Below are 23,502 nucleotides of genomic sequence, written 5' to 3' on the forward strand. Positions count from 1 at the left end.
GATGACGACTGCGACGGTCGGCGGCGCTCCGCCGCTCCCCGCGTGGCGCGGCAACCGGTGGCCGCTGTTCGCCCTGCGGCGCTCGGCCCGCCTCGCGGTGTCGCTGTGGGCGCTCGTGACCGCGGCGTTCCTGATGATCCACCTCATCCCCGGCGACCCGGTGCGCGCCGCCCTGGGCATGACCGCCTCGCCGGAGATGGTCGCGGCACGGCGCACCGAGCTCGGTCTCGACGACCCGTTGTGGCAGCAGTATCTGCACTTCCTGGGCGGGCTGTTCAGCGGCGATCTGGGCAGCTCCACCGTCAGCGGACAGCCCGTGGCGCAGACGATCGGCGAGCGACTGCCCGCGACCCTCCAACTGGCCTCTCTCGCCTTCCTCCTGGCCCTGGCCGTCGCGGTGCCCCTGGGCACCGCGATGGCGGCCCTGACCCGGGGCGGGCGCCGCCGCGGTGCCGAACTCACCTTCACCTCGGTCAGCGTGTTCCTGGCCGTCGTACCGGAGTTCCTGCTCGCGGTCGTGCTGGCCTATGTGTTCGCGGTGCGCCTCGGCTGGTTCCCGGTGGCGGGCCGGGAGGGGCCCGGCTCGTACGTGCTGCCGGTCCTGGCCCTGGCCATCGGGCCCGCCTCGGTCCTCGCCCGGATCGGCCGGGTGGAGATGCTGTCGGTCCTGGGCCAGGACTACGTGCGCACCGCGCGCGCCAAGCGGCTGCCCTCGCGCCGCGTGTACGTGCGGCACGCCCTGCCGGGCGCCCTGACCGCCACGCTCACCCTCGGCGGACTGCTGCTCTCGGCCATGGTCGCGGGCACGGTGCTGGTGGAGAACGTGTTCGCCTGGCCAGGGCTCGGCTCGACGATCGTGCAGTCCATCCTGCAGAAGGACTATCCGCTGGTGCAGGGCATCGTGCTCGTCTACGGGGCCGGGGTGCTGGTCGTGAACCTGCTGGTCGATGTGGCGCTCGCGGTGCTCGACCCGCGCTCGGCGATCAGGGAGGTCTGATGTCACTGCCTCGCCCCCGGACTCAGTCCCGGCCGGGTTCCCGGAGGTACTCGCGGACGCACTCCCGGCCCCCCTCCCGATGGACGGCCGTCGCCCGCACGCCCGTGGGCGCCTGCGCCGGGCTGCTGCTGCTCGCGGTGGTCCTCCTGGCCGTCCTCGCCCCGATCCTGTGGGGCGACCGGGCCTCCGTCGTGGACACGGCCGCCCTCCAGCAAGGGCCCTCCTCCGCCCACCCGTTGGGCACGGACAACCTGGGCCGCGACATCCTCTACCGCGTGCTCGTGGCCACCCGCCTCTCGCTGCTGCTGGCCGTGGCGGCGACACTGCTGGGCGTGGTCGTGGGACTGGTCCTGGGGACCGTGCCCTCGGTGCTGCCGCGCCGGGCGGGGAGGTGGGTGACCTCGGTGGTGAACATCGCGGTCGCCTTCCCCGGCCTGCTGCTCGCCCTCTTCTTCGCGGTCATCTTCGGTGTCGGCACGACGGGCGCGGTCCTGGCGATCGGCCTGGCCATGGCGCCCGCCTTCGCGCGGCTCACCCAGACGCTGAGCGCGTCGGTCGCGGGCCAGGACTTCGTGGCCGCCGCCCGGACCGTCGGCGTCGGCCGGACCCGGCTCCTCGTCCGGCACATCGTGCCCAACATCGCCGAGCCGCTGACCGTCAACGCCACCATCGGAGCGGGCAGTTCACTCCTCGCCTTCGCCGGGCTCTCCTTCCTGGGGCTCGGCGTGCAGGCGCCGGACTACGACTGGGGCCGACTGCTCGGGGAGGGCCTGGGCCGCATCAGCCTCACCCCGGCGCCCGCGCTCGCGCCCTGTGCGGCGGTCGTTGTCACCGGCCTCGCCTTCAACCTCTTCGGCGAAGCCGCGGCGGCCGCACTCGGCGTCCGCACCCTCGCGCACCGCATCGTCGGCCCCCGGCCCGTCTCCCGCCCCGCCCCCGACGCCGCCGCGCCCCGGCCGGACAGCGACGGACAGCCCGTCCTCGCGGTGGAGAACCTGCAGGTCGCCTTCCCCGGGCCCACCGGATGGACCACCCCCGTACGCGGCGTCAGCTTCACCGTCGACCCGGGCGAGGCCGTCGGCGTGGTGGGGGAGTCGGGCTCGGGCAAGAGCGTGACCGCGATGGCCGTCTCCCGGCTCATCGAGCCACCCGCCCAGGTCCGGGCCGCACGGCTGGAGTTCGGCGCCACACCGCTGCTCGACACCGAACAGCGTGCCCTGCGGCCGCTGTTGGGCACCTCGCTCGCCATGGTCTTCCAGGACCCGATGTCCTCGTTCCACCCGGGCATGAGCGTCGGACGGCAGCTCGCCGAGGGCGCCGAGCAGCACCAACACCTGTCCCGGCGCGGCGCGTTCGCGCGCGCCGTGGACCGGCTGCGCGCCGTGCGCGTGCCCGCGCCGGAGCGGCGGGCACGGCAGTATCCGCACGAGTTCTCCGGCGGCATGCGCCAGCGCGCGATGATCGGCATGGGACTGATGGGCGACCCCCGGCTGATCATCGCCGACGAGCCGACCACCGCCCTCGACGTCACCGTGCAACGGCAGGTGCTGCGCCTGCTCGCCGAGGTGCGGGCCGAGCGGGGCACCGCCGTCCTGCTCATCAGCCACGACATCACGGTCGTCGCCCAGAACTGCGACCGGGTGCTCGTCATGTACGCGGGCCGGATCGTCGAAGACCTGCCCGCCGCCGCCCTGTTCACCGCGGCCCGCCACCCCTACACGCGGGCCCTGCTGGCCGCGGTGCCCGACCTCGACACCGACCGGACCCGTCCCCTGGCCGTGATCCCCGGCCGCCCGCCGGAACCGGACCAGGTGCCCCAGGGGTGCGCCTTCGCGCCCCGCTGCCCCCACGCCGACGACCACTGCCGCCGCGAGGACCCCGAGCCGGTCGCACACGCCATCGGGCACCGCATCGCCTGCTGGCACCCCGTCGCGGACGACGAGACCGCAGGGGGAGAGGCAGGCGCGACGCCGGGAGAGAAGAGCACGGCACCGGGAGAGAAGAGCACCGCGCAGGGAGAGAAGAGCACGACCGGAGGGACGGCATGAGCGAGCTCGTGTTCGATGAGGTGAGCGTGCGCTACGGCACCCGCCACCACGCGCTGACCGCCGTGGACGGCGCGAGCCTGACGGTGCCGTCCGGTCAAGTGGTGGGCCTGGTGGGGGAGTCGGGCTCGGGAAAGTCGACGCTGGCCCGCGCCGCCGTCGGACTCGCGCCGGTCAGTGCGGGCCGCATCCTGCTCGACGGCAACGACGTGCGCCGGCCGCGCGGACGGCACCGTCCCGTGCAGATGGTCTTCCAGGACCCCTACTCCTCCCTCGACCCGCGCATGAGCATCGGGGACTCCATCGCCGAAGCGCTGCCCCGCGAACGCGGACGCGGACGCGGACGCGGCCTCGGCGGCAAGGCGGTACGCCGGGCCGAGGTCGCCCGGCTCCTTGAACAGGTCAGCCTCGATCCGGAGCGGGCCGTGCTGCTGCCCGGACAGCTCTCCGGCGGTCAGCGCCAGCGCGTCGCCGTCGCCCGGGCCCTCGCCGGGCAGCCGCAGGTCGTGATCGCCGACGAGATCACCTCCGCCCTCGACGTCTCCGTCCAGGGCGCCGTCCTCAACACGGTCCGCGACGTGCAGCGGCAGCTTGGCCTGACGGTGCTGTTCATCTCGCACAACCTGGCCGTGGTCCGCTACCTCAGCGACCACATCGCCGTGATGTATCTGGGCAGGATCGTCGAGGCCGGTCCCACCGAGGAGGTCCTCGCCGATCCACGCCACCCCTACACCCGCGACCTGCTGGCCGCCGTGCCGAGCCGCACCTCACCGGCAGCAGGCTTCGGGCCGCCCGCCCCGGAACCCGCCGCCCTCGCGGCGTCCGAACCCGCCGACCCGCACCACCCGCCACCCGGCTGCCACTACCACCCGCGCTGCCCCGCGGGCCCCCTCGTCCACGCCGGCCGCGACCTGTGCCGCACCGCGGATCCCGCCGAGGGCGCCGGGCAACGACCCCACCGCGCGGCCTGCCACTTCACGACCCCCGTACCGCCCTCGCCATCACTCCGTCCCTGAGGAGACCGCACACCGTGACGCGACGTCTGGGCCTCGACGACCTCTCTGCCATCGCGCTGCCGGAGCAGCCCGCACTGTCCCCGGACGGCACGCGCATCGTGTACGTGCTGCGCACAACCGACCCTCAACGCGACCGTGACATAAGGGAGTTGTGGACGGTGCCCACCGGTGGAGGGGCGGCGCGCCGGCTCACCCGCGGCCCCGCCGACACCGCACCGGCGTGGTCGCCCGACGGCCGCCGGCTCGCGTTCCTGCGCGGCGGCGACGGCCCGCCGCAGCTGTGGCTGCTGCCCGCCGAGGGCGGCGAACCCGAGCCGCTCACCGACCTCCCGGCGGGCGCCGGGGCACCGGTGTGGAGCCCCGACGGCATCGCGATCGCCTTCACGGCCCCGGCCGACAGCAACCAGGCGGAGGCGGTCCTCAACCACGCGGAGCCGGTCCCCGAGCGGACCCCGCCTCCCGTCGTGACGGACCGGATCGACCACAAGGCCGACGGGCAGGGCCTGTGGGGCACGGTCCGCCACCACCTGCACCTCGTGGACCCCGCCAGCCGGGCGGTACGCCGACTCACCCACGGCGACTGGCACGCGGGCGGCCCGGCCTGGTCGCCCGACGGACACAGCATCGCTTTCTGCGCGGCCCGCGACGCCGACGCCGACCTGACGCTGCGCTCCGCCGCGTACGTCGTCAACTGCGCTGCCCCCGGCGCCGAACCGCGCCTCGTCGGCAGCGCCGAGGGCATCGCGCACACCGCCACCTGGACCGCCGACGGCGACGCCCTGCTGGTCGTCGGCCGTGAGGACACCGCCCTCGGCCATGCGAGCGTGCTGCGCGTCCCGCTGCACGGGGGTGAGCCCGTAGACCTGACGGCCGGACTCGACCGCAACGTGATGCCCGGCGGCCCCGGCTACCCGGGAGCCCCGCCGCAGGCGGCGGGCGAAGGACGGGTGCTGTTCTGTGTACGGGAGCGGGGCTGCACCCACCTGTACGCGATGAACGCCGACTGCGGGGCACCCCGGGTGCTGCTCGGCGGCGCGGGCCGCGTCGTCTCCGGCCTTGCCGCAGCCGAGGACACCGCCGTCGTCGTCCTGGCGACCCCCACCTCGTACGGGGAGATCGCCACCGTCGAGCTGTCCACCGGCCGCGAGCAGGTGCTCACCCGGCACGGCGCGGCACTGGGCGAGGTGGGACTCTTCGCGCCGCAGGAAAGGGAGTTCACGGTCTACGACGGCACCACGGTGCACGGTTGGCTGCTGCGCGACCCGGCCGTCACCGGCCCCACCCCGCTGCTGCTCGACATCCACGGCGGCCCGCACAACGCCTGGAACGGCGCCGCCGATCCCTTCCACCCCTACCACCAGCTCCTGGCGGCCCGCGGCTGGTCGGTGCTGCTGCTCAACCCCCGCGGCAGCGACGGCTACGGCGAGGCGTTCTACACCGCCGCGCGCGGGGCGTGGGGCAGGGCCGACGCACCCGACCTCCTCGAACCGCTGGACGCGCTGGTGGCCGAACAGGTCGCCGATCCACGCCGGTTGGCCGTCGCGGGCTACAGCTACGGCGGCTACCTGACCTGCTACCTGACCAGCCGTGACCACCGCTTCGCCGCGGCCGTCGCCGGTGGCGTGGTGAGCGACCTGACCAGCATGTGCGGCACCAGCGACCAGGGCCATCCGCTGGCCACCGCCGAGCTGGGCGGACCGCCCTGGCAGCATCGCGACCGCTACGCGGAGCTCTCCCCGTACACGCGCGTGGAGCACGTCCGCACCCCCACGCTCGTCGTGCACGGCGCCGACGACGACCGCTGCCCGGTCGGCCAGGCCGAGCAGTGGTTCACCGTGCTGCGCGAACGCGGCGTGCCCGCACGCCTGGTGCTCTACCCGGGCGGCTCACACCTGTTCCTGCTCGACGGGCCGCCCTCCCACCGCCGCGACCTCGCCCACCGCATCGTCGACTGGGTCGAACACCACACCACCGGGCCCGGACGCCCCGCCCGCGCCCCGCTCGACCTCGCCCACTGGCAGCGACGGCTGGCCGAACTGGCCGCCCGGCACCGGGTACCGGGCGCCGTCCTGGGCATCGCCCGCGGCGACGACACGGCGACAGCCGCCTGCGGGGTGCTCAACAAGGACACCGGCGCGCAGGTCACCGAGGACTCCCTCTTCCAGATCGGCTCCCTCACCAAGGTGTGGACCACCACCCTGGTCATGCAACTCGTCGACGAGGGACGGCTCGACCTGGACGCCCCCGTCGCCGACGTCCTGCCGGAGCTGCGCCTGTCCGACCCGGCCGTGGCAAAGCAGGTGACCATGCGGCACCTGCTCACCCACACCAGCGGCATCGACGGCGACGTCTTCACCGACACCGGCCGCGGCGACGACTGCCTGGAGCGCTTCGTCGACCACCTGGACACGGCGGCGGCACAGATCCACCCGATGGGCGCGACCTTCTCCTACTGCAACTCGGGCTTCGTCCTTGCCGGTCGGGTCATCGAGAAGCTCACCGGCACGAGCTGGGACGACGCCCTGCGCGAGCGGCTGTGCGCACCCCTGGGCCTGACGCACACCGTCACGCTGCCGGAGGAGGCGCTGCGGTTCGCCGCCGCGATGGGGCACGCCGCGCAGGGCGGCCAGGACCCGCGGCCCGTCGCGGCCTGGGGACTGCCCCGCTCGGCCGGACCCGCCGGGCTGATCACCGCAAGGGCCGCCGACGTCCTGGCCTTCGCCCGCCTGCACCTCGCCGGTGGCACCGCGGCCGACGGCACCCGCGTCCTGTCGCAGCAGGCCGTGCGCGCGATGACCGAGAAGCAGGTCGACCTGCCGGACGTGCACTCGCTCGGCGACTCGTGGGGGCTGGGCTGGATCCGCTTCGACGGCGGCGGTCACCGGGGCGCCGGGGGTGGCCACCGGCTCATCGGGCACGACGGCAACACCCTCGGCCAGTCCGCCTTCCTGCGGCTGCTGCCCGAACAGGACCTCGCCGTCACCCTCCTCACCAACGGCGGGGGAGCGCGCGACCTGTATCTGGAGCTGTTCGGGGAGATCTTCGAGGAGCTGGCCGGGGTCACGCTGCCACGGCCGTTGCAGCCCCCGGCCGAGCCCCCGGCGCCGGATGCCGGCCGCCACCTCGGCCGGTACGAGCGGGCCGGTGCACGCTTCGACGTCCTCGAGGGCGCCGACGGGCTGCGGCTGCGGCACACGGTGACGGGGCCGCTCGCCGCGCTGGTGCCCGAGACGGTGCAGGAGGCCGACCTGGTGCCCGTGACCGCTGACCTCTTCGTCGTACGGCTGCCCGGCAGCACGGCGTGGACCCCGGTGACCTTCTACGCACTCCCGACCGGCGAGCCGTACCTCCACTTCGCCGTGCGGGCGACCCCGAAGGTGTCCTGACGTGAGACAGCAGCACACCATGACGGACACGTCGGCGGGCACCGCATGGGCGACGGAAGCCGCGCACCGTATCGCGGCCGACGCGCTGACCGCAGCCGAGGCCGCGGCGGACGCGGCCGGGTGTCTCGTACGGCCGATCAGCGCCCTGCCGGAGCTGGCGGCGACCTGCCGCCTGTTCCACGGCATTTGGCAGCCGGGCGCCGAGAACGGACTGGCCACCACCGAACTGCTGCGCGCCATGGACAAGGCGGGCAGCTATGTGGCGGCGGCCTTCGACAGGGGGGCGGCCACGGGAGTCCGGGGCGGGGGAGGAGCCCTCGCGGGCGAGGGAGCTCTCACCGACAGCGGGGCTCGTGGAGCGGGAGGGGCTCTCGTGGACGGCGGCGGTGAACTGGTCGGCGCCTGCATCGGATTCTTCGGCCCGCCCCCCGACGGCTCCCTCCACAGCCACATCGCGGGCGTCTCGGCCCGGATGCGCGGCCGCAGCGTCGGCTTCGCCCTCAAGACGCACCAGCGCGCCTGGGCCCTGCGGCGCGGCGCCACCCAGGTCTCCTGGACCTTCGACCCGCTGGTCCGGCGCAACGCCTACTTCAACATCGGCAAGCTGGCCGCCCGGCCCGCCCAGTACCTGCCCAACTTCTACGGCCGCATGGACGACGGCATCAACGGCGCCGACGACACCGACCGCCTGCTGGTGGAGTGGCCGTTGGCCGCGCCCGAGGTGGCCGCGGCCTGCCACGGCCGCCACCGCCTCGCCGACGCCGCGGGAGAACGGGCACGCGGCACCGCGGTCGCCCTGGACACCACCCCCGGCGGCCGCCCGCAGGCGCACCCCGTCACCGAGCCGGGGCCGCGGTGCCTGGTCGCCGTGCCCGACGACATCGAGCAACTGCGCCGCACGGACCCGCGGTCCGCCGCCGACTGGCGTGCCGCCGTGCGCGAGACCCTCGGCGGGCTCCTCGCCGACGGCTGGCAGGTCACGGGCTTCGACCGCGTCGGCTGGTACCTCCTCGCCCGTCCGTCCGTGACTGCTGCGGCTCCTGCAGCTCCTGAAACTCCCGCAGCTCTTGCGGCTCCTGCGGCCGGTCCCTTGTCGCAGCCGACCACAGCACCGCACAATCCCGTCGACACCGACGAAGAGCGGCCGTGACCACCACGGCCCGGGGGACGGGGAGCGGGAGTGCGGACATCGTGAACAGACAGCCGCGGGCCGGGCTCAGACGGGTCCTGGAGGACCTCGGCACCACCCTGCTCGACCTCGTGTGCGGCGACCCGGACACGGCGGACGCCATCGGCGGCGTGGTCATCCACGATCCGCTGGACGCACCGGTGCTGCCCCGGCAGGCACTGGTGCTCGGCATCGGCGTGGAGGGGCCGGACGAGACCGCCCGGCTGCTCGACGCCCTCGGTGACACCGGGGCGGCGGCGCTGGTGGTCCGCGCCCCGGCCCCCGCGGACGCGACGGTGACGGCGGCCGCCGAACGCTCCGGCGTCGCCCTGCTCGCCCTGACCCGCGGCGCCTCCTGGGCCCAACTCGCCGCACTGCTGCGCTCGTTGCTGGCGGACGGCGACGTCGGCGAGGCAGGTCCGCAGACGCTCGGCGGCACCCCGTCCGGCGACCTGTTCGCCCTGGCCAACGCGGTGGCCGCACTCATCGACGCCCCCGTCACCATCGAGGACCGCAGCTCCCGCGTCCTGGCCTTCTCCGGCCGCCAGGACGAGGCCGACCCGTCCCGGGTGGAGACCGTCCTGGGCCGCCAGGTGCCCGAGCGCTTCACCCGCTTCCTGGAGGACAGCGGCATCTTCCGCTCCCTCTACCGCAGCGACCAGCCGGTCCACGTCGCCCCGCCGGAGACCGACGAGTTCCACGTCCCGCGCGCCGCCATCGCCGTGCGCGCGGGGGACGAAGTGCTCGGCTCGATCTGGGCCGCCGTCCGCACCCCGCTCACCCCGCAGCGCGGCCAGGCGCTGCACGACGCCGCCAACCTGGTGGCCCTGCACCTGCTGCGACTGCGTGCCGGTGCCGACGTCGAGCGCCGGCTCCGCGCCGACCTGGTCGCCACCGCCCTGGAAGGCGGACCCGGCGCGACCGAGGCGCTCAGCCGCCTCGGCCTGACCGACTACGCGGGCGTCGTCCTCGCCCTGGCCGTCCCGGACCCGCCCGAACTGATCGGCTCACCCGACCTGCACGCCCAGCACACCGCCGAACGCCAGCGCCTGGCCGACGCCTTCGCCATGCACCTCACCGCCATCCACGCCCGCGCCGCCACCGCCCTCATCGGCGACGTCGCGTACGGCATCCTCCCCGTGCCCCACCACCAGCCGGACGCGCAGGACCGGGCGGCCCGCACCGGCACCGACTTCCTCACCCGCATCGGCGACCGCCTGACCCCGCTCATCGGCATCGGCCCCACCGCCCACGACGCCGGAGCACTGGCCCGCTCCCGCGAAGGAGCCGACCGCGCCCTGCGCGTCCTGCGCACCAACAACGGCACCCGCCGCCTCGCCCGCATCACGGACGTCCACGTCGAGGCGCTCCTCCTGGACCTCGCCGACCTCGCCGCCGAACGCGGCGACCCACCCACCGGCCCCCTGGCCCGGCTCCTCGCCTACGACCGCGACCACGACTCCCAACTGGTCGACACCCTGCGCGCCTGGCTCAACGCCTTCGGCGACGTCCCGGCCGCCGCCGAGACGATGTACGTCCACCAGAACACCTTCCGCTACCGCCTGCGCCGCGCCACCGAGGTCGCCGAGGCCGACCTCACCGACCCCGATGTGCGCTTCGCGCTGATGCTGCAGCTGCGGCTTGGCCCGCCTACTTCGGGCAGTACTCGGCCTCGATCACCGACTGCGTGTCGCCCGCCCAGTCGCCGTTGAAGTTGAAGGCGAGCCCGTGCTTGCCGTCCGGCGTGGTCACGGCCTGGGACGCCGAGCCCTGGATGTTGCCGCCGTGCCCCCAGACCGAAGTGCCGCAGGACAGGTCGAACTTCATCAGTCCGAGCCCGTAGCCCGAGAACGGCGCACCGCTGACCGGCACGGTGGTCTTCATCTCCTTGAGCTGCTCCGCGGGCAGCAGCTTGCCGCCGAGCAGGGCCGAGTAGAAGCGGTTGAGATCACCGGAATCGGAGATCATCGCACCTGCCGAGCCCGCCGCCGACGGATTGAGCTCGGTGACGTCGTACGTCGGGTCCGACGGCTGCGGCTGCAGGGACAGCTTCGAGTACGCGCGGGAACTCGGCTGCGGCATCGCGGAGGCGGTGCGCGGGACCGTGGTGGCTGTCAGGCCGAGCGGTCCGACGATGCGCTGCTGGACCTCGTCCTCGTACGACCTGCCCGTCACCTTCTCGATGACCATGCCGGCCAGGGCGTAATTGGTATTGGAATAGCCCCAGTTGGAGCCCGGCTCGAAGGACGGCTGGTGCCGCATGGCGATGCCCACCAACTGCGCGGGGGTGTACGTGTCGTAGCGGTGCTCCAGGAACTTCTTGGTGAAGCCGTTCTCCAGGAACTCCGGATCGGTGACGTAGTTGAAGATCCCGCTGGTGTGGTTGAGCAGCTGCCGCACGCTGATCCGGCTTCCGTCATTGCCATTGCCCTGCACCACGCCCGGCAGCCACTTCTCGACGGTGTCGTCGAGGTCGAGCTTGCCCTCCGCCTCCAGCTGGAGCAGGACCGTCGAGACGAAGGTCTTGGTCATGCTGCCGATCCGGTAGCGGTCGAACGCGCTGCGCGGCTGGCCGGTCTTGAGGTTCCCGACCCCCGAACTCCCCGGCCAGACCGAGACGGCTTCCTTGACCTGCCCGGCGACCCCGGGCACCCCCGCCTTCACCGCGGCGTCCATGGCCTGCTGGGTCTGCGTGTGCCCCACACTGCCGCCGGCCGCCGCGGGCGACGTGAACGAAGCGGCGGTCAGGGCCGCCGCTGCCACCAGCCCCACCGCGCCGACCCGTGCTGTGCGCACTGCCATGTGCTTCCCCTTTCGGTTGCCGGTTCCTCGAACCGGTGATCCCGGAAGGTAGGGCACGCGAGAAGGCCGCAGCTTCGTCGCGGGCGACAACGTGGGAAGGGGAGGTCATCGAGGCCAACGAACGCGCCCGTCGACCGCACCGATGGCGCGGCTTACCCTGAGCGGCACAACAAGAGAAGAAGCGAGCAACACCATGACTGATACGCCCCCTCCCAGACCCGACAGCCCGGGCGCGACATGTCCCGCACCCGGCGAGGACGCGGTGTTCGAGCTGCCGGGGCGGGGCGCGCTGCGGGGCTTTGCCCTGGGCGGGACGCTGGCAGCGCCGCTGACGCTCGTGCCGCTCGCCGCAGGCCGGGGGCCGGAGGTGCTGTGGGCGACGCTTGCGCTCTCCTTCCTGCTGATCGGCGTGGTGTGCGCCGCGTACCTGCGGCGCAGGATGTTCGTCGGGCCGGACGGGCTGCGGATGCGCACCCTGTGGCGCTGGCGCCGACTGCGCTGGGACCGGATCGTGCGCTTCGGGGTCGTCGAGCGCCGCTACAGCAAGGGCAGCAGCGTCCGTATCGCGGCGGAACTGACCGACGGCCGACTGGTACCCCTTCCGCTCCCCATCGACAGCACCCGCTCCGCGGCCTTCGAACAGGACGAGGCACGACTGCAGGCACTGCACGCGCGCCACGCGCCGCGCCGACCCGACCCGGCCCTCCCGCACTTCGGCGCCCGCCCGGCGGAATCCGCCCGCACCCGCCTCGTGCACACACGGCTGGTGCCCCTGCTGCTCGCGACAGTGGCGATCGTGCCGTCGGCGTACGTGGCGGTCTACGGGGTGCCCTTCGAGGAGAGCGCCGAACGCACGTGGGAGCAGGCGCAGTTGTGCCCGGACATGCCCGGTCCGGATGACATGGGACGGGACTGCAAGACCGTCGCGACGGGAGTGATCGAGCGCACGCACTCCGAACTGAAACGGGGCAGCAGCGACAACTGGCTGGAGTTCGTCGACGACATACCGGTGCACCACCTGGAGGTGGAGTACGACACGGCCTCACCCGCAGCACCCGGCGACCGCGTCACGCTGACCTGGTGGCGCGGCCGGCTGATGTCCGTATCGGGCCCCGGCTACAGCAACAACGAAGGCATGCCGGAGCCCAAGGCCCTGTCGGTCGTGGTCACCCTCGTGCTCCCCGCGCTCGCGGGCGCCACGCTCATCACGCTCGCCCGGCGCCGCAAGCACGGCCAACCGGTCGGCCCCAACGCCCCGTTGGCCCCCACCGGCCTGCCTTTCCTCCTGCCTCTCGGCTTCACGTGGGTGTGGTCCGTGACGCTGGCCGCGGTACGGCCCGCCGACGCCATCGCACTCCCGGCGGTGGCATGCTGCGCCGCCGGGACCCTGGCGCTGACGGGGGTGGCCTGGTGGGCCACGGGCCGACGTCTGCCGTCCCGCCCCCGCCCCGTCCCGGCGGGCGAGGACGTCTTCATCAAGGCCCGCTTCCTGGACAGCACGCCCTACAACCCCAACCTCCTCGGCACCCACATCGTGCTCGGCGCCGGCCCGATGGCCGTGGTCCCGCACGCCGGTCCGGGCCGCTTCGGCGCCCACGACATCCCGCTGGAACGCCTGCGCGCCCAAGGCATGCGCCGCCCGCTCCCGACGGAAGAGGTCTCATCGACCTGGTACGTCGCGGACCTCATGGACGAAACCACCCCGATCCGCCTGGCCGCGGCCCCGGCGGACCTGCACGTCCTCATCGCCCAGCTGGACCGCGCAGACACCGCCGGTGTCAACGGGCAGGTTGGCTCGCAAGAAGCCGGTGAACGCTGAGGGTGTTGTTCATGGCCTCGCCCAACCACTGCGCCAGGTCCACTCCTTGCGGCCAGCGGTCGCCCTGGGAAGCACCGCCCCGCACACCGACGATGCCCTCGCCGGGACCGAACCCTCCGTTCGCGACCTCCAGGTAGAGGCGCCGCAGCAGCGGTGGGAGCGGAAAGCCGATGACCAGTTCCGCTTCTGTGACCGCCGCTTCCGTTGCCGGCGCCGGCAGAGACAATGCCCGGGCCCGCTCCCGAAGTTCCTCGACCACCTCATCATCCGTCACGGAAGCACTTTCGCAGACCCGGTCAACCGTCACGAGGAGACCCTGCCCCCGGACGGCCATCGCCGAGCAACGCGCCGCGGTCCTCGTCGACTTGTGGGAGTTCGCACGCAAGCCGGAGCAACTGCGGGTCGGTGCCCAGGTTTTACCCTGGGCCTGAATCGAGGGCAGTGGTGCCTACCTGCCCGGAATGGTGGTCTCGCCCTCGGCCGTGTGCGTCGTTCCTGCTTGCTGTTCCGGTGGGTGAGGCGGATGCCGCCTACGTGCCTGAACTCCCGCTGGCACAGCTCCAGTTCGACTCCCACGGCGTGATCCGCTGGGTCGCGCCGTGCCGGTACGGAGAATCGCGTTGACGCGCGCCGTGTCCAGCGCGTTCTCCCACCGTGCGACCACCAGCGTGGCGACGCTGTTGCCCGCGAGGTTGGTCAGGGCGCGGCACTCCGACATGAACTTGTCGATGCCGAAGATGAGCATGATCCCGGCGGCGGGCACCGTGCCGACGCTGGACAGCGTGGCGGCGAGCGCGATGAAGCCCGCTCCCGTGACGCCGCCCGAACCCTTGGACGTGAGCAGCATGATCGCCAGCAGGCCGAGCTGCTGGCCGATGCTCAGCGGGGTGTCCGTGGCCTGGGCGATGTAGACGGCCGCCAGGGAGAGGTAGATGGAGCTGCCGTCGAGGTTGAAGGAGTAGCCGGTGGGGACGGTGAGGCCGACGATGTCCCGGCGGATGCCGAGCCGTTCGAGCTTCTCCATCAGCCGGGGCAGGGCGCTCTCGGACGACGACGTGCCGAGGACCAGGACGAACTCCTCGCGCAGGTAGGCGAGGAGGCGGAAGATGTTGATCCTGAGCGCGGCGGTGATCGCACCGAGGACGACGACCACGAAGAACGCGGACGTTCCGTAGAAGAGCCCGATGAGTTGCCCGAGGCTGGTGAGCGTCGAGATCCCGTAGGTGCCGATGGTGTACGCCATGGCCCCGAACGCACCGACGGGCGCGGCCAGCATCACGTACTGGAGGATCTTGAAGACGACGGCGCTGAGGCGGTGGATGCCGTCGACGACGGGCTCACCGACCGGGCCGACGGCCTTGAGCGCGACCCCGAAGAGCACGGAGAAGAAGATGACTTGGAGGATGTCGCCCTCGGCGAACGCCCCGACCACGCTGGTGGGCACGAGGTCGGTGAGGAAGTGCCACCAGCCCTGCGCCTCGCCCTCCTTGACGTACTGGCCGGCGTCTCCGGTGAGCCGGAGCGTGTCGGGGTCCGCGTGGACACCGGCGCCGGGCCGGAAGACGTTGACGGCGACCAGCCCGACGAGCAGGGCGGCCAGCGTACCGGCCTGGAAGTAGAGCAGGGACTTCAGTCCGACGCGGCCGACCCGGCCGAGACTGTCGACGCTGCCGATCCCGCCCACGATCGTCAGGAAGACGATCGGCGCGATCAGCATCTTGATCGCGGAGACGAAGGTCGTGCCGACCGGCTCCAGCGCCGAGCCCGTCGCAGGCCACAGCCACCCGGTGAGGATGCCCGCCACGATGGCGGTCAGGACCCAGACGTACAGCTGCCGGTACCAGGGCTTCCCGCCGGAGGCTTCGGCACGCGGTGGTGCGGGGGTGTCAGGTGCTGTCATGGCAGCTCTCCTCGCGGGGCCGACAGGTCACAGGAGTTCGAGGAACGTCTCGGTGAACTCGGACGTCGTGGCGGTGCCGCCCAGGTCACGCGTGCGCACATCGGTCTTCGCCAGCACCGCGGCGATCGCGTCGGTGACGTCCTTGGCCGCGTCCGCGTGTCCGAGATGGTCGAGCATCATCGCCGCCGACCAGATCGCCCCCAGCGGATTGGCGATGCCCCGCCCTGCGATGTCGGGAGCCGACCCGTGCACGGGCTCGAACATCGAGGGGAACTCCCGCTCCGGGTTGAGGTTGGCCGCCGGGGCGATGCCGATCGAACCGGCCACCGCGGCGGCGAGGTCGCTGAGGATGTCGCCGAAGAGGTTCGAGGCGACCACGACGTCGAACCGGTCCGGTTCGAGGACGAACTTCGCCGCCAGCGCGTCGATGTGCTCCTGGTCCCAGTCGACCTGCGGGAAGGAAGCGGACCGCTCGGCCACGAGCTCGTCCCAGAACGGCATGGTGTGCACGATGCCGTTCGACTTCGTCGCCGACGTCAGGCGGCCCTTGCGCCGTGCGGCGAGCGCGAAGGCGTGGTCCAGCACGCGCGTGACACCGGCCCGGGTGAACACGGCCTCCTGGACGGCCATTTCGTCGGGGAACCCGGTGTTGTGGCGCCCGCCGACCTGGCTGTACTCGCCCTCGACGTTCTCCCGTACGACGACGAAGTCCACCTCGCCGGGCCGTGCGCCCCGCACCGGACTGTCGATGCCGTCGAAGACCCGTATGGGCCGGAGATTCACGTACTGCCGAAAGCTCCGCCGGATCGGGATGAGCAGCCCCCACAGCGAGACGTGGTCGGGCACCCCCGGATACCCCACGGCGCCCAGCAAGATGGCGTCCTTGTCGCGGAGTTGGTCGAGCCCGTCCGCGGGCATCATGGCGCCCTCGCGCAGATACCGCTCGCACGACCAGTCGTCGTACGCGGTGTAGGTCAGGCCGAAGCCGTGGCGGCGGCCGAGGGCGTCGAGCACCTGCTGGGCGGGAGGCAGGACTTCGGCGCCGATGCCGTCACCGGGGATGAGAGCGATGCGGTGGTTGGTCATGCCGTCGATTCCAGCAAGGCGCCGACGGGCGCGTCCAAGACGGAATGCGGATCTGCCTTATAGGCCCCACCTATATAGGCCCCACCTATACGGGCGCCGCATGCACAAGCCGCACAGCGATCAGCGGTTAGTGATGAACGGTCAGTGATCAGCCGTCGGCCGGGACCGACCGCGCCGTCTCCCAGAACGCGGCCGCCGCCGGAGACAGCACCGCGCGACGGCTGACCAGCGACACGCACAGCGCGGTCGCGGGTTCGATGTCCAGGACGACGGCCCCCGTCCGCCGGGCGATCTCCCGCCACGACTCGGTCACGACCGCGAGCCCGACCCCGGCAAGGACCAGCGGCAGCAGCGCCACGCGGTGCTCGGTCTCGGCCGCGACGCCGAAGTCGACGCCCTGGTCCCGCAGCGAATCCACGTACGCCCGCATCCCCGTCCCCGGCTGCCCGACGATCAGCCGCCGACCGGCCAACTCCTCGCACCGCACGGCCCGTCGCCCGGCGAAGGGCCCCTCGGGCGGGACCACCAGCACGAACCGCTGCTCGCCCAGCGCATGCGCCCGGACCTCCTGGTCCGGCACGGCACCGACGGACGCCAGCAGGCCCAGCTCCACGGCCCCCGTCCGCACGGCGTCGACGACGTCGCGGGCGGTGAAGGCCGCCTTGACCGCCACGGTCACGCCCGGATACCGCTCGGCGAAGGAGCGGATCAGCGTGGTGAGCGGCTCGACCGCCTGGGACGGCATCGCCGCGATGTCGAGCCGTCCCTCGCGCAGTTCGTGCACGGACGCCACGCTCGCCCGGGCGGTCTCCAGGCTCCGCACGGCCTCGCGGGCCGGTTCGATCAGCGCCCGGCCCGCCTCCGTGAGCACGGCCCGCCGCCCGATCCGGTGGAAGAGATCCGTCCCCAGATCACGCTCGAGCGACCGGACGGCCTGCGACAGGGAGGGCTGTGACACGTAAAGCGCCGAGGCGGCCCGGTTGAACCCGCCGCGGTCGACGACCGCCAGGAAGTACGACAGCTGCCGGATGTCCATGCCTGCCCGAGCCCCTCCCCGTGCTCCGCCCCGTGCCCCTCTTCGTGCCCGTCCTTGGCTCCACGGCGGACGTGCCGTCCCGGTCCGGGGGCGGCTAGGGTCGGATCATGGCATACGACGCGGAGCCGCTGTTCTGTGACCTCGCGCTCGGCGAGCGCATCGAGCGCGCCGAGGCGGAGCTGATCACGACCGGCAGCCGGGCCGCCCTCGCCCGCATCGGCGCGGACAAGAAGACGGGCACGGAAACGGGCACGGAAACGGACACGGAAACGGACACGGCGGGGGGAGGGGGCGACGGATTCGTCACCCCGCTCGCGGGCGGCGTCGCCTGCTGCACGGAGGAGGGCTCACCCCTCAACAAGGTCGCCGGGCTCGGCTTCGCCGGAGTGCCGAGCGCCGACGAACTCGACGCGGTCGAGCGGCAGTTCGCGGCCCGGGGCGTGCCGGTCCAGGTCGAGCTGGCGCACCTCGCCGACCCCGCGCTCGGCGAGGCGCTCACCGCCCGCGGCTACCGTCTGGTCGGCTTCGAGAACGTCCTGGGCCGCGCCTTGGGGGCGGCAGGCGGCGCAGCAGGGCTCTCCGGGCCGCCCGGGGAATCCGCGCCACCCCGGGCCCCCGGCGTCGACGTACGGCACAGCGGCGAGGACGGCCTCACGGAGTGGCTGGACGCGGTGGTGAGCGGCTTTGCGGCCCCCGACACCCAAGGCGTCCCGTCGCACGAGGAGTTCCCCCGGGACATCCTGGAGCGCGCCGTGCGCGACATGACGGCCGCCTCCGGTATGCGCCGCTACCTCGCCCGGGTCGACGGGGAGGTGGCAGGGGGCGCCAGCATGCGCATCAGCGAGGGCATCGCCCAGCTCACGGGTGCCGCCACCCTGCCCGCGTACCGTCGGCGCGGTGTGCAGAGCGCGCGCTCCTGGCCGTCCGCCTCGCGGAGGCCGAGGCACAGGGCTGCGATCTCGCGGTCGTCACCACCCAGCCCGCGTCCACGTCCCAACAGAACGCCCAGCGCCGGGGGTTCGGCCTGCTCTACACGCGCGCCGTGCTCGTGAAGTCCTGACGCGCGAAGACGGCGCACGTCGTCGTCGCGTGGGCGTACAGCTTCCCGTCGTCGACCCCGACGACCTGCGCCTCGGCGGTGCCGATCGTGCGGCCCACGTGGATCGCCGTACCGGTGGCCCGCAGCGTGCCGGTGCGCGCGGTCACCGGCCGGATCAGGTTCACGTTGAGCTGCGCGGTCGTGTACGCCTGCCCGGCGGACAGCCGCGTGAGGACCGCGGAGCCGAGCGCCGAGTCGAGCAGGGTCGTCAGATAGCCGCCGTGGACCGTCCCCATCGGGTTGTGGAGGTGCCCGCCCGTCTCGCCCTCGAACACCGCCGAGCCGGGCGAGGCGGAGACGAGGGTGAAGCCGAGAGTGTGGCTGATGGGTGCCTGCGGGGTCCGCCCGTCGATGATCGACTGCAGGAACTCCAGGCCGGTGAGCGCGGAGATGGTGGTGTTTTCGCTGGTCATGGGCGCAACGCTAGATCAGTGAGCGGGAGCCTCAAGTACGGATTCTGGACCGCTAGGGTGGCGGTGTGAGCGGATACGGACAGTTCTGCGCGGTGGCCCGCGCGCTGGAGGTGCTGGGCGAGCGCTGGACCCTCCTCGTGGTGCGTGAACTGATGCTGGGCGAGCGGCACTTCAACGACATCCGGCGCGGGCTGCCGCGCATCTCCAAGACCATGCTGTCGGCCCGTCTCAAGACCCTGCAGAAGGCCGGCGTGGTCACCAAGGACGACAGCGGCGGCTACCGCCTCACCGAGGCGGGTGAGCAACTGGCGCCTGTCGTACGGGAGCTGGGCGGCTGGGCCATGCAGTGGGACCGTCGCGGTCTGCGGCCCGAGCACCTCGATCCGCAGGCACTGGTGTGGGACATCCGCCGCCGCGTCGTGCCCGAGCGGCTCCCGGCCGACCGCGTCGTGGTCGAGCTGAGGTTCCGCGGCGCGGACACCGGACCGTACTTCCTGCACGTCGCGCGCGCGGGTGTGGACCTGTGCACGGACGACGGCGGCTTCGAGACGGCCCTGCGCGTGGACGCCGAGCTGCGGGCGCTGACCGAGTACTGGCTGGGCGAGCGCTCCTGGTCGGGCATCGTGCGCGCAGGCGAGGTCGCGCTGAGCGGCCCGAGCGCGCTGCGCAGGGCGTTCCCCACGTGGTTCTCCGGGTACGTGCTGCGCTCCTAGCGGGTCCGGGGAGGCTCGGGGAGCGCGAGCCCGCCCGCATCGGCAGCCCGTGCCCCACGGGGTCACCGGAGAACGAGCAGCACGGCCAGCGCGACGAGCAGCGAGTCGATCCGGTCCAGGAGCCCGCCGGAGCCGGGCAGCCAGCTGCCCGCGTCCTTCGTCCGCGCACCCCGCTTGACCATCGACTCGAGCAGATCGCCGACCGGACCCCCGACCGCCACCGCGAGCGCCATCGGCCGGCTCAGCGCCGAGAGCACCGCGAGCACACCCAGACCGGCCGCGGCCCCGGCCAGCGTCCCGCTCCACCGCTTGGCCGGTGACAGCGGGGACAGGCGCGGCCCGCCGAGGCGCCGCCCCGCGAAGTACGCCACGATGTCGGCGACCGAGACCGCCACGAAGAGCGCGAGCCCGTCGGCCCCGAGCGGCACCAGCGCGGCCAGGACGCCGAGCCAGGCAAGTCCGAGCAGGCCGGAGCTCAACCGGCGCAGACCGTCGTCGGCGTCGCCCGACACCAGCGGCACCGCGGCCACCGCGAGCGCCCCGATCGCGGCCACGCGCAGCACCTGCCCCGGCACCAGCCAGGCAGCCACCACGACACCCGCCACCGCCGCGGCCAGCACCGCCCGGTCCGTACGGGGAAGGCGCATCAGCCCGCCGAACTCCAGCACCGCGACGACCCCGGCCACGACGGCGACCGCCGCGACACCCGGATGCCCCCACCAGAACGCGGCGGTCACCAGGGGCACCCCGACCGCCCAGCAGCACCACCGGATCATCAGCTCACGGCGCCGGGACGCCGCCGCCCCGACGCCGCCCAGCACCAACGCCCCGCCCAGATACGGAGCGAGGGAGGCCACGCCGGTCACTGAACGGGCTCGGTGACGGGAGACGGGGACGGAGACGGAGACGGAGACGGTGAGGGCGAGGGTGAGGGCGAGGGTGAGGGTGAGGGCGCCGGAGCGGGCGTCGCCGTGCCCGGCCGCAGTTCGTCCAGGGCGGCCCGGCACGCGGCCACGATGCGCGCGTTCTCGGCGGTGTCCCGGACCGCGATGCGCACGGTGCGGCCCTCGTACCGCGGCGACAAGGGGGAGAGGTCGCGCAGGTACACGTCGTGGCGGCGGCATGCCGCGACCAGGCGCGCGGCGCTGGGCCCCTCGGGCGGCAGGGTCACGCTGAGGAAGTTCGCCACGCCCTCCTCGACGATCACCGGCGCATCCAACTCCGCCAGGTCCGCCGCCAGTTGGCGGCGCAGCTCATGGGTGCGCCGCCAGCAGTCGCGGTAGTACGCCGGGTCGCGCAGCGCCGCCACCGCGGCCAGCTGTGCCGGGAGGCTGACCGGCCACGGCGGGGTCCAGCGGCGCAGCCGCGCCGCGGTGCCCGGCTCGGCCACCAGGTACGCGGCCCGCATGCCCGACAGCGCGTACATCTTCGACAGGGAACTGCAGACCACCACCCGCGGGTCGGTCGCGGCGAGCCCCGCGAGCGACTCCTCCAGGTCGCCGTCGACATAGCCCAGGTATGCCTCGTCGATCCACCAGCGGGTACCGCTCGGCGCCGCCCCGATCACCTCGCGCAGCTGCGCGGCCGGTGCGTGACGTCCGGTCGGATTGTTCGGGTTGACCACCACCACGAGGTCGTAGCGGCCGGAGCCGACGGCGGCGGACAGCCGGGCGGGATCGATCCGCCAGCCGTCCTCGCGACGCAACCGGAGCCGGTCCACCCGGCAGCCGATCACCCGCTCCGTGACGTGGGCGTACTCGCCGTAGCCCGGGTCCATGAGCAGCACCCGGCTGTCCGCGGTCAGCCACTGCCCGAACGCCCGGAAGATCAGGTCCGAGGAACCGGCCCCCACCGCGAGCGCCTCCACCGGCAGCGCCCGGGCCACGGCGATCTCCGCCGACAGCCCCTCGGCGCCGGTCGGAGGCGAGGTGCGCGCGGCCCACTCCGGATCCTGCGCGAGAGCCGCCCGCACACCGGGAGCGGGCGGGAACCAGGCGTCCAACACATCGGCCGCGACGACCTGTTGACGCCGATGCAGGCTGCGGAAGTCCGCCCCGATGGCGGTGAACGACGCCCCGCCGTGCTCGCAGCCGTCGGGCGCCGGCGCGAACGGCATGTCCAGTCGCCAGTCCACGGAGTCCGCCAGGCGCCGCAGCGTGGCCCCGTGCCGCTCCAGCGTGCCGCGCGTCAGCTCGACGACGCCCCCGGTCAGCACCTCGAACGACACCGCACCGGAGCGAACCGTACGGCCCACCGGGCGCAGACCGGCCGCCAGATACATGTCGAGCAGCTCCGTGCGGCCCATCGCCACCACCCGGCGGCCGCCGCGGGAGGCGATCCAGCGCAGCGCCGCGTACATCAGCAGCGGCGCCGCGACGGTGGTCCGCCAGCGCGGTTCCACGGTCAGGATGCGCACCTCGAAGGGATCGTCCTCGTCGAGCGACGGCAGCTCGTCCCGGCGCAGATACTTGTCCAGCGAGTACCGCCCGAGCCACGGCGGGGTCACACTCACGAACCCGATGCGGGTCGCTCCGCGCGCCGCGACGAGATAGACGTTCTCCCCGTCCAGCCCGTCGCGCAGCAGCCCGGCTGGATCCGGCGCGTGCTGGCCCAACTCCTCCGCGTACACACGATGACGCAGTTCGTGGATCCACTTGAGATCCTCCGGAGCAGCGGTGCGCAGCTGCAGGTCACAGGCCATGGCTTTCTCTCCCCACATCACGTGGACCCCATCGTCGGGACCACGGGGCGTCCGCGGCAGGGGCAAGTGACGCAATCGAATTGAGTACGCGCACTCAGGCGCAGGCCGTCTACTCCCCTCGCACCCGCTTGGCCCCCAACAGCACCCGGTACCGCTCGCGCGCCGCGAAGTCCTCCAGACGCCATACGGCCGGACGCCCGACCTCCGCACACAGGTGCAGGACCGCGTCGTCACCGGCCCACACGCCGACGTGGGCACCGTAGGCGGCGGCGGAGCCGTTGAAGAGCAGGAGGTCGAGGGGCTCCGGCTCCGCCGCGTGGACGGTGGAGTCCGTGTCCTCCCACAGCTCGCTGGAGCGCAGCGGCGCGGGGGACAGGCCGAAGTGGCGCAGCACCTCGTAGGCGAACAGCTGGCAGTTCGCACCCGCGCCGAGTCCGGGCAGGTCCCGCACGGCTGCCGCTCCCGGGAAGCGTGAACCGACGTAGGGAGTGGTCCAGAAGGCGGCGGGGAGTCGGGCGAGGATCGTTCCCATGACGCCATGGTGGCCGCCCTCGCCGTCACCTGGTGGCTGCCCCGCTCGCCGACTGGTGTCCTGAGGCGTCACCACCGGTCCCAGTGGAGCACCTCCTCGCGCGGCACCCGCCGCGCCGGCTTGAAGTCCGTGCCCAGGGTGTGCGCGACGGGGAGCAGCGCCGCCTGCATCACGTCCCCGTACGGGATGCCCAGGATGCGGGCCACCTCCTTCTCGTTGGCGAGGTTGCCCGTCGTCCAGCAGGTGCCGAGGCCGCGGGCGCGGGCCGCGAGGGCGAAGCTCCAGACGGCGGGCAGGATCGAACCCCAGGTCCCGGCCTGGTGCACGGCCTCGGCGCCCTCGGTGCGGCCCTCGACGCAGGGGACCACGAGGGCGGGGGCCTCGTGCAGCCGCCGGAAGAGGTAGGAGGAGCCGGAGAAGACCCGGTTCATGACGCCGGGCGCGACGTCCATGCGGCGCACGTCCCGCGCGTGCAACTGCGGTGAGACGCCGGGGCTCCGCACCCCCGCACGCCATGCGTCGGCGAGGGCGGCCCGCCGCCCGGGGCCGGTGACGATCACGAAGTGCCAGCGCTGACGGTTGCGCCCGGTCGGCGCCTGCACCGCCAAGTCCACGCATTCCTCCAGGAGTTCACGGGCGACGGGACGGTCGAAGTCGAGGCGGTGCCGGACCGCGCGGGTGGTGGAGAGAAGCTCGTCGGAAGAGAGATCGAGTGCCATGTGTTGACCTTGACGCGCGGGGTCGTGCGGCGGCAACGGATCGCTTTCGCTGAGTGAAACCCCGTACGGA

Annotated in this window: 18 protein-coding genes and 1 pseudogene; 9 read left to right on the plus strand and 10 right to left on the minus strand. The window is 73.2% G+C overall.

Features of this window, described 5'->3' with window-relative positions; all coding sequences use genetic code 11:
* Position 1: 1 nt before the first annotated feature.
* From ACQB60_RS20620 to ACQB60_RS20645, 6 genes are read left to right on the plus strand one after another with little or no spacing between them, the layout of a single operon-like run.
* Positions 2-997: an ABC transporter permease gene (locus ACQB60_RS20620; protein ID WP_496927476.1), complete on the plus strand. Its 996-nt coding sequence runs from the start codon at positions 2-4 to the stop codon at positions 995-997.
* Entirely contained in the window at positions 997-3,045 is a 2,049-nt protein-coding gene (locus ACQB60_RS20625; protein ID WP_496927477.1) for a dipeptide/oligopeptide/nickel ABC transporter permease/ATP-binding protein, read from the plus strand. The genes ACQB60_RS20620 and ACQB60_RS20625 overlap by 1 nt, the downstream gene beginning before the upstream one ends.
* Positions 3,042-4,058 carry an ABC transporter ATP-binding protein gene (locus ACQB60_RS20630; protein ID WP_496927478.1) on the plus strand — a complete coding sequence of 339 codons (1,017 nt, stop codon included), beginning with the start codon at positions 3,042-3,044 and terminating at the stop codon, positions 4,056-4,058. Before ACQB60_RS20625 ends, ACQB60_RS20630 begins: the two co-directional genes overlap by 4 nt.
* 14 nt (positions 4,059-4,072) lie before the next feature.
* Entirely contained in the window at positions 4,073-7,444 is a 3,372-nt protein-coding gene (locus tag ACQB60_RS20635) for a serine hydrolase (RefSeq protein ID WP_496927479.1), read from the plus strand.
* Between the two features lies 1 nt (position 7,445).
* Complete coding sequence (locus tag ACQB60_RS20640; protein WP_496927480.1) at positions 7,446-8,594, plus strand: GNAT family N-acetyltransferase; 1,149 nt, start codon at positions 7,446-7,448, stop codon at positions 8,592-8,594.
* Positions 8,595-8,635: 41 nt separating this feature from the next.
* Positions 8,636-10,324: a PucR family transcriptional regulator gene (locus tag ACQB60_RS20645; RefSeq protein ID WP_496927481.1), complete on the plus strand. Its 1,689-nt coding sequence runs from the start codon at positions 8,636-8,638 to the stop codon at positions 10,322-10,324.
* On the opposite strand, the gene ACQB60_RS20650 is transcribed toward ACQB60_RS20645, so the two are convergent.
* On the minus strand, positions 10,263-11,414 hold the full coding sequence (locus ACQB60_RS20650; RefSeq protein WP_496927482.1) for a serine hydrolase domain-containing protein: 1,152 nt from the start codon (positions 11,412-11,414) through the stop codon (positions 10,263-10,265). The two genes, ACQB60_RS20645 and ACQB60_RS20650, sit on opposite strands and share 62 nt — an antisense overlap.
* Positions 11,415-11,607: 193 nt before the next feature.
* On the opposite strand from ACQB60_RS20650, the gene ACQB60_RS20655 reads away from it, so the two are divergent.
* Positions 11,608-13,233, plus strand: a complete 1,626-nt coding sequence (locus ACQB60_RS20655) for a PH domain-containing protein (protein ID WP_496927483.1) — start codon at positions 11,608-11,610, stop codon at positions 13,231-13,233.
* Here the strand turns inward: ACQB60_RS20655 and ACQB60_RS20660 are convergent.
* From ACQB60_RS20660 to ACQB60_RS20675, 4 genes are all read right to left on the minus strand, one after another.
* Positions 13,193-13,507, minus strand: a complete 315-nt coding sequence (locus tag ACQB60_RS20660) for a hypothetical protein (protein ID WP_496927484.1) — start codon at positions 13,505-13,507, stop codon at positions 13,193-13,195. The genes ACQB60_RS20655 and ACQB60_RS20660 overlap by 41 nt on opposite strands.
* A 174-nt stretch (positions 13,508-13,681) precedes the next feature.
* Entirely contained in the window at positions 13,682-15,133 is a 1,452-nt protein-coding gene (gene dctA / locus ACQB60_RS20665) for a C4-dicarboxylate transporter DctA (protein ID WP_496927485.1), read from the minus strand.
* A gap of 27 nt (positions 15,134-15,160) precedes the next feature.
* Positions 15,161-16,219: a tartrate dehydrogenase gene (locus tag ACQB60_RS20670; RefSeq protein ID WP_496927486.1), complete on the minus strand. Its 1,059-nt coding sequence runs from the start codon at positions 16,217-16,219 to the stop codon at positions 15,161-15,163.
* Positions 16,220-16,367: 148 nt separating this feature from the next.
* A complete protein-coding gene (locus ACQB60_RS20675; RefSeq protein WP_496927487.1) occupies positions 16,368-17,255 on the minus strand; it encodes a LysR family transcriptional regulator in 888 nt (295 codons plus the stop codon).
* A gap of 128 nt (positions 17,256-17,383) precedes the next feature.
* Here ACQB60_RS20675 and ACQB60_RS20680 point away from each other — a divergent pair.
* Positions 17,384-18,315 (plus strand): annotated as a pseudogene (locus ACQB60_RS20680) (GNAT family N-acetyltransferase).
* Here ACQB60_RS20680 and ACQB60_RS20685 read toward each other — a convergent pair.
* Positions 18,285-18,767 (minus strand): PaaI family thioesterase, encoded by a 483-nt coding sequence (locus ACQB60_RS20685; protein WP_496927488.1) that lies wholly within the window; start codon positions 18,765-18,767, stop codon positions 18,285-18,287. The pseudogene ACQB60_RS20680 and the gene ACQB60_RS20685 overlap by 31 nt on opposite strands.
* A gap of 65 nt (positions 18,768-18,832) precedes the next feature.
* Here ACQB60_RS20685 and ACQB60_RS20690 point away from each other — a divergent pair, with 65 nt between their 5' ends.
* A complete protein-coding gene (locus tag ACQB60_RS20690) occupies positions 18,833-19,480 on the plus strand; it encodes a winged helix-turn-helix transcriptional regulator (RefSeq protein WP_496927489.1) in 648 nt (215 codons plus the stop codon).
* 62 nt (positions 19,481-19,542) lie between these two features.
* On the opposite strand, the gene ACQB60_RS20695 is transcribed toward ACQB60_RS20690, so the two are convergent.
* The 4 genes from ACQB60_RS20695 to ACQB60_RS20710 all read right to left on the minus strand — a co-directional run bounded on the left by ACQB60_RS20695 (position 19,543) and on the right by ACQB60_RS20710 (position 23,432).
* The gene (locus ACQB60_RS20695) at positions 19,543-20,346 is read right to left on the minus strand and encodes a phosphatidate cytidylyltransferase (protein ID WP_496927490.1); all 804 of its coding nucleotides are present in this window, start codon (positions 20,344-20,346) and stop codon (positions 19,543-19,545) included.
* On the minus strand, positions 20,343-22,181 hold the full coding sequence (locus ACQB60_RS20700; protein WP_496927491.1) for a histidinol-phosphate aminotransferase family protein: 1,839 nt from the start codon (positions 22,179-22,181) through the stop codon (positions 20,343-20,345). Before ACQB60_RS20700 ends, ACQB60_RS20695 begins: the two co-directional genes overlap by 4 nt.
* Positions 22,182-22,290: 109 nt before the next feature.
* Positions 22,291-22,713 carry an NlpC/P60 family protein gene (locus tag ACQB60_RS20705; RefSeq protein WP_496927492.1) on the minus strand — a complete coding sequence of 141 codons (423 nt, stop codon included), beginning with the start codon at positions 22,711-22,713 and terminating at the stop codon, positions 22,291-22,293.
* A 68-nt stretch (positions 22,714-22,781) separates the two neighbouring features.
* A complete protein-coding gene (locus ACQB60_RS20710; RefSeq protein WP_496927493.1) occupies positions 22,782-23,432 on the minus strand; it encodes a nitroreductase family protein in 651 nt (216 codons plus the stop codon).
* Positions 23,433-23,502: the final 70 nt, after the last annotated feature.

The sequence above is a fragment of the Streptomyces odontotermitis genome (assembly GCF_050510915.1).
Lineage (GTDB): Bacteria > Actinomycetota > Actinomycetes > Streptomycetales > Streptomycetaceae > Streptomyces.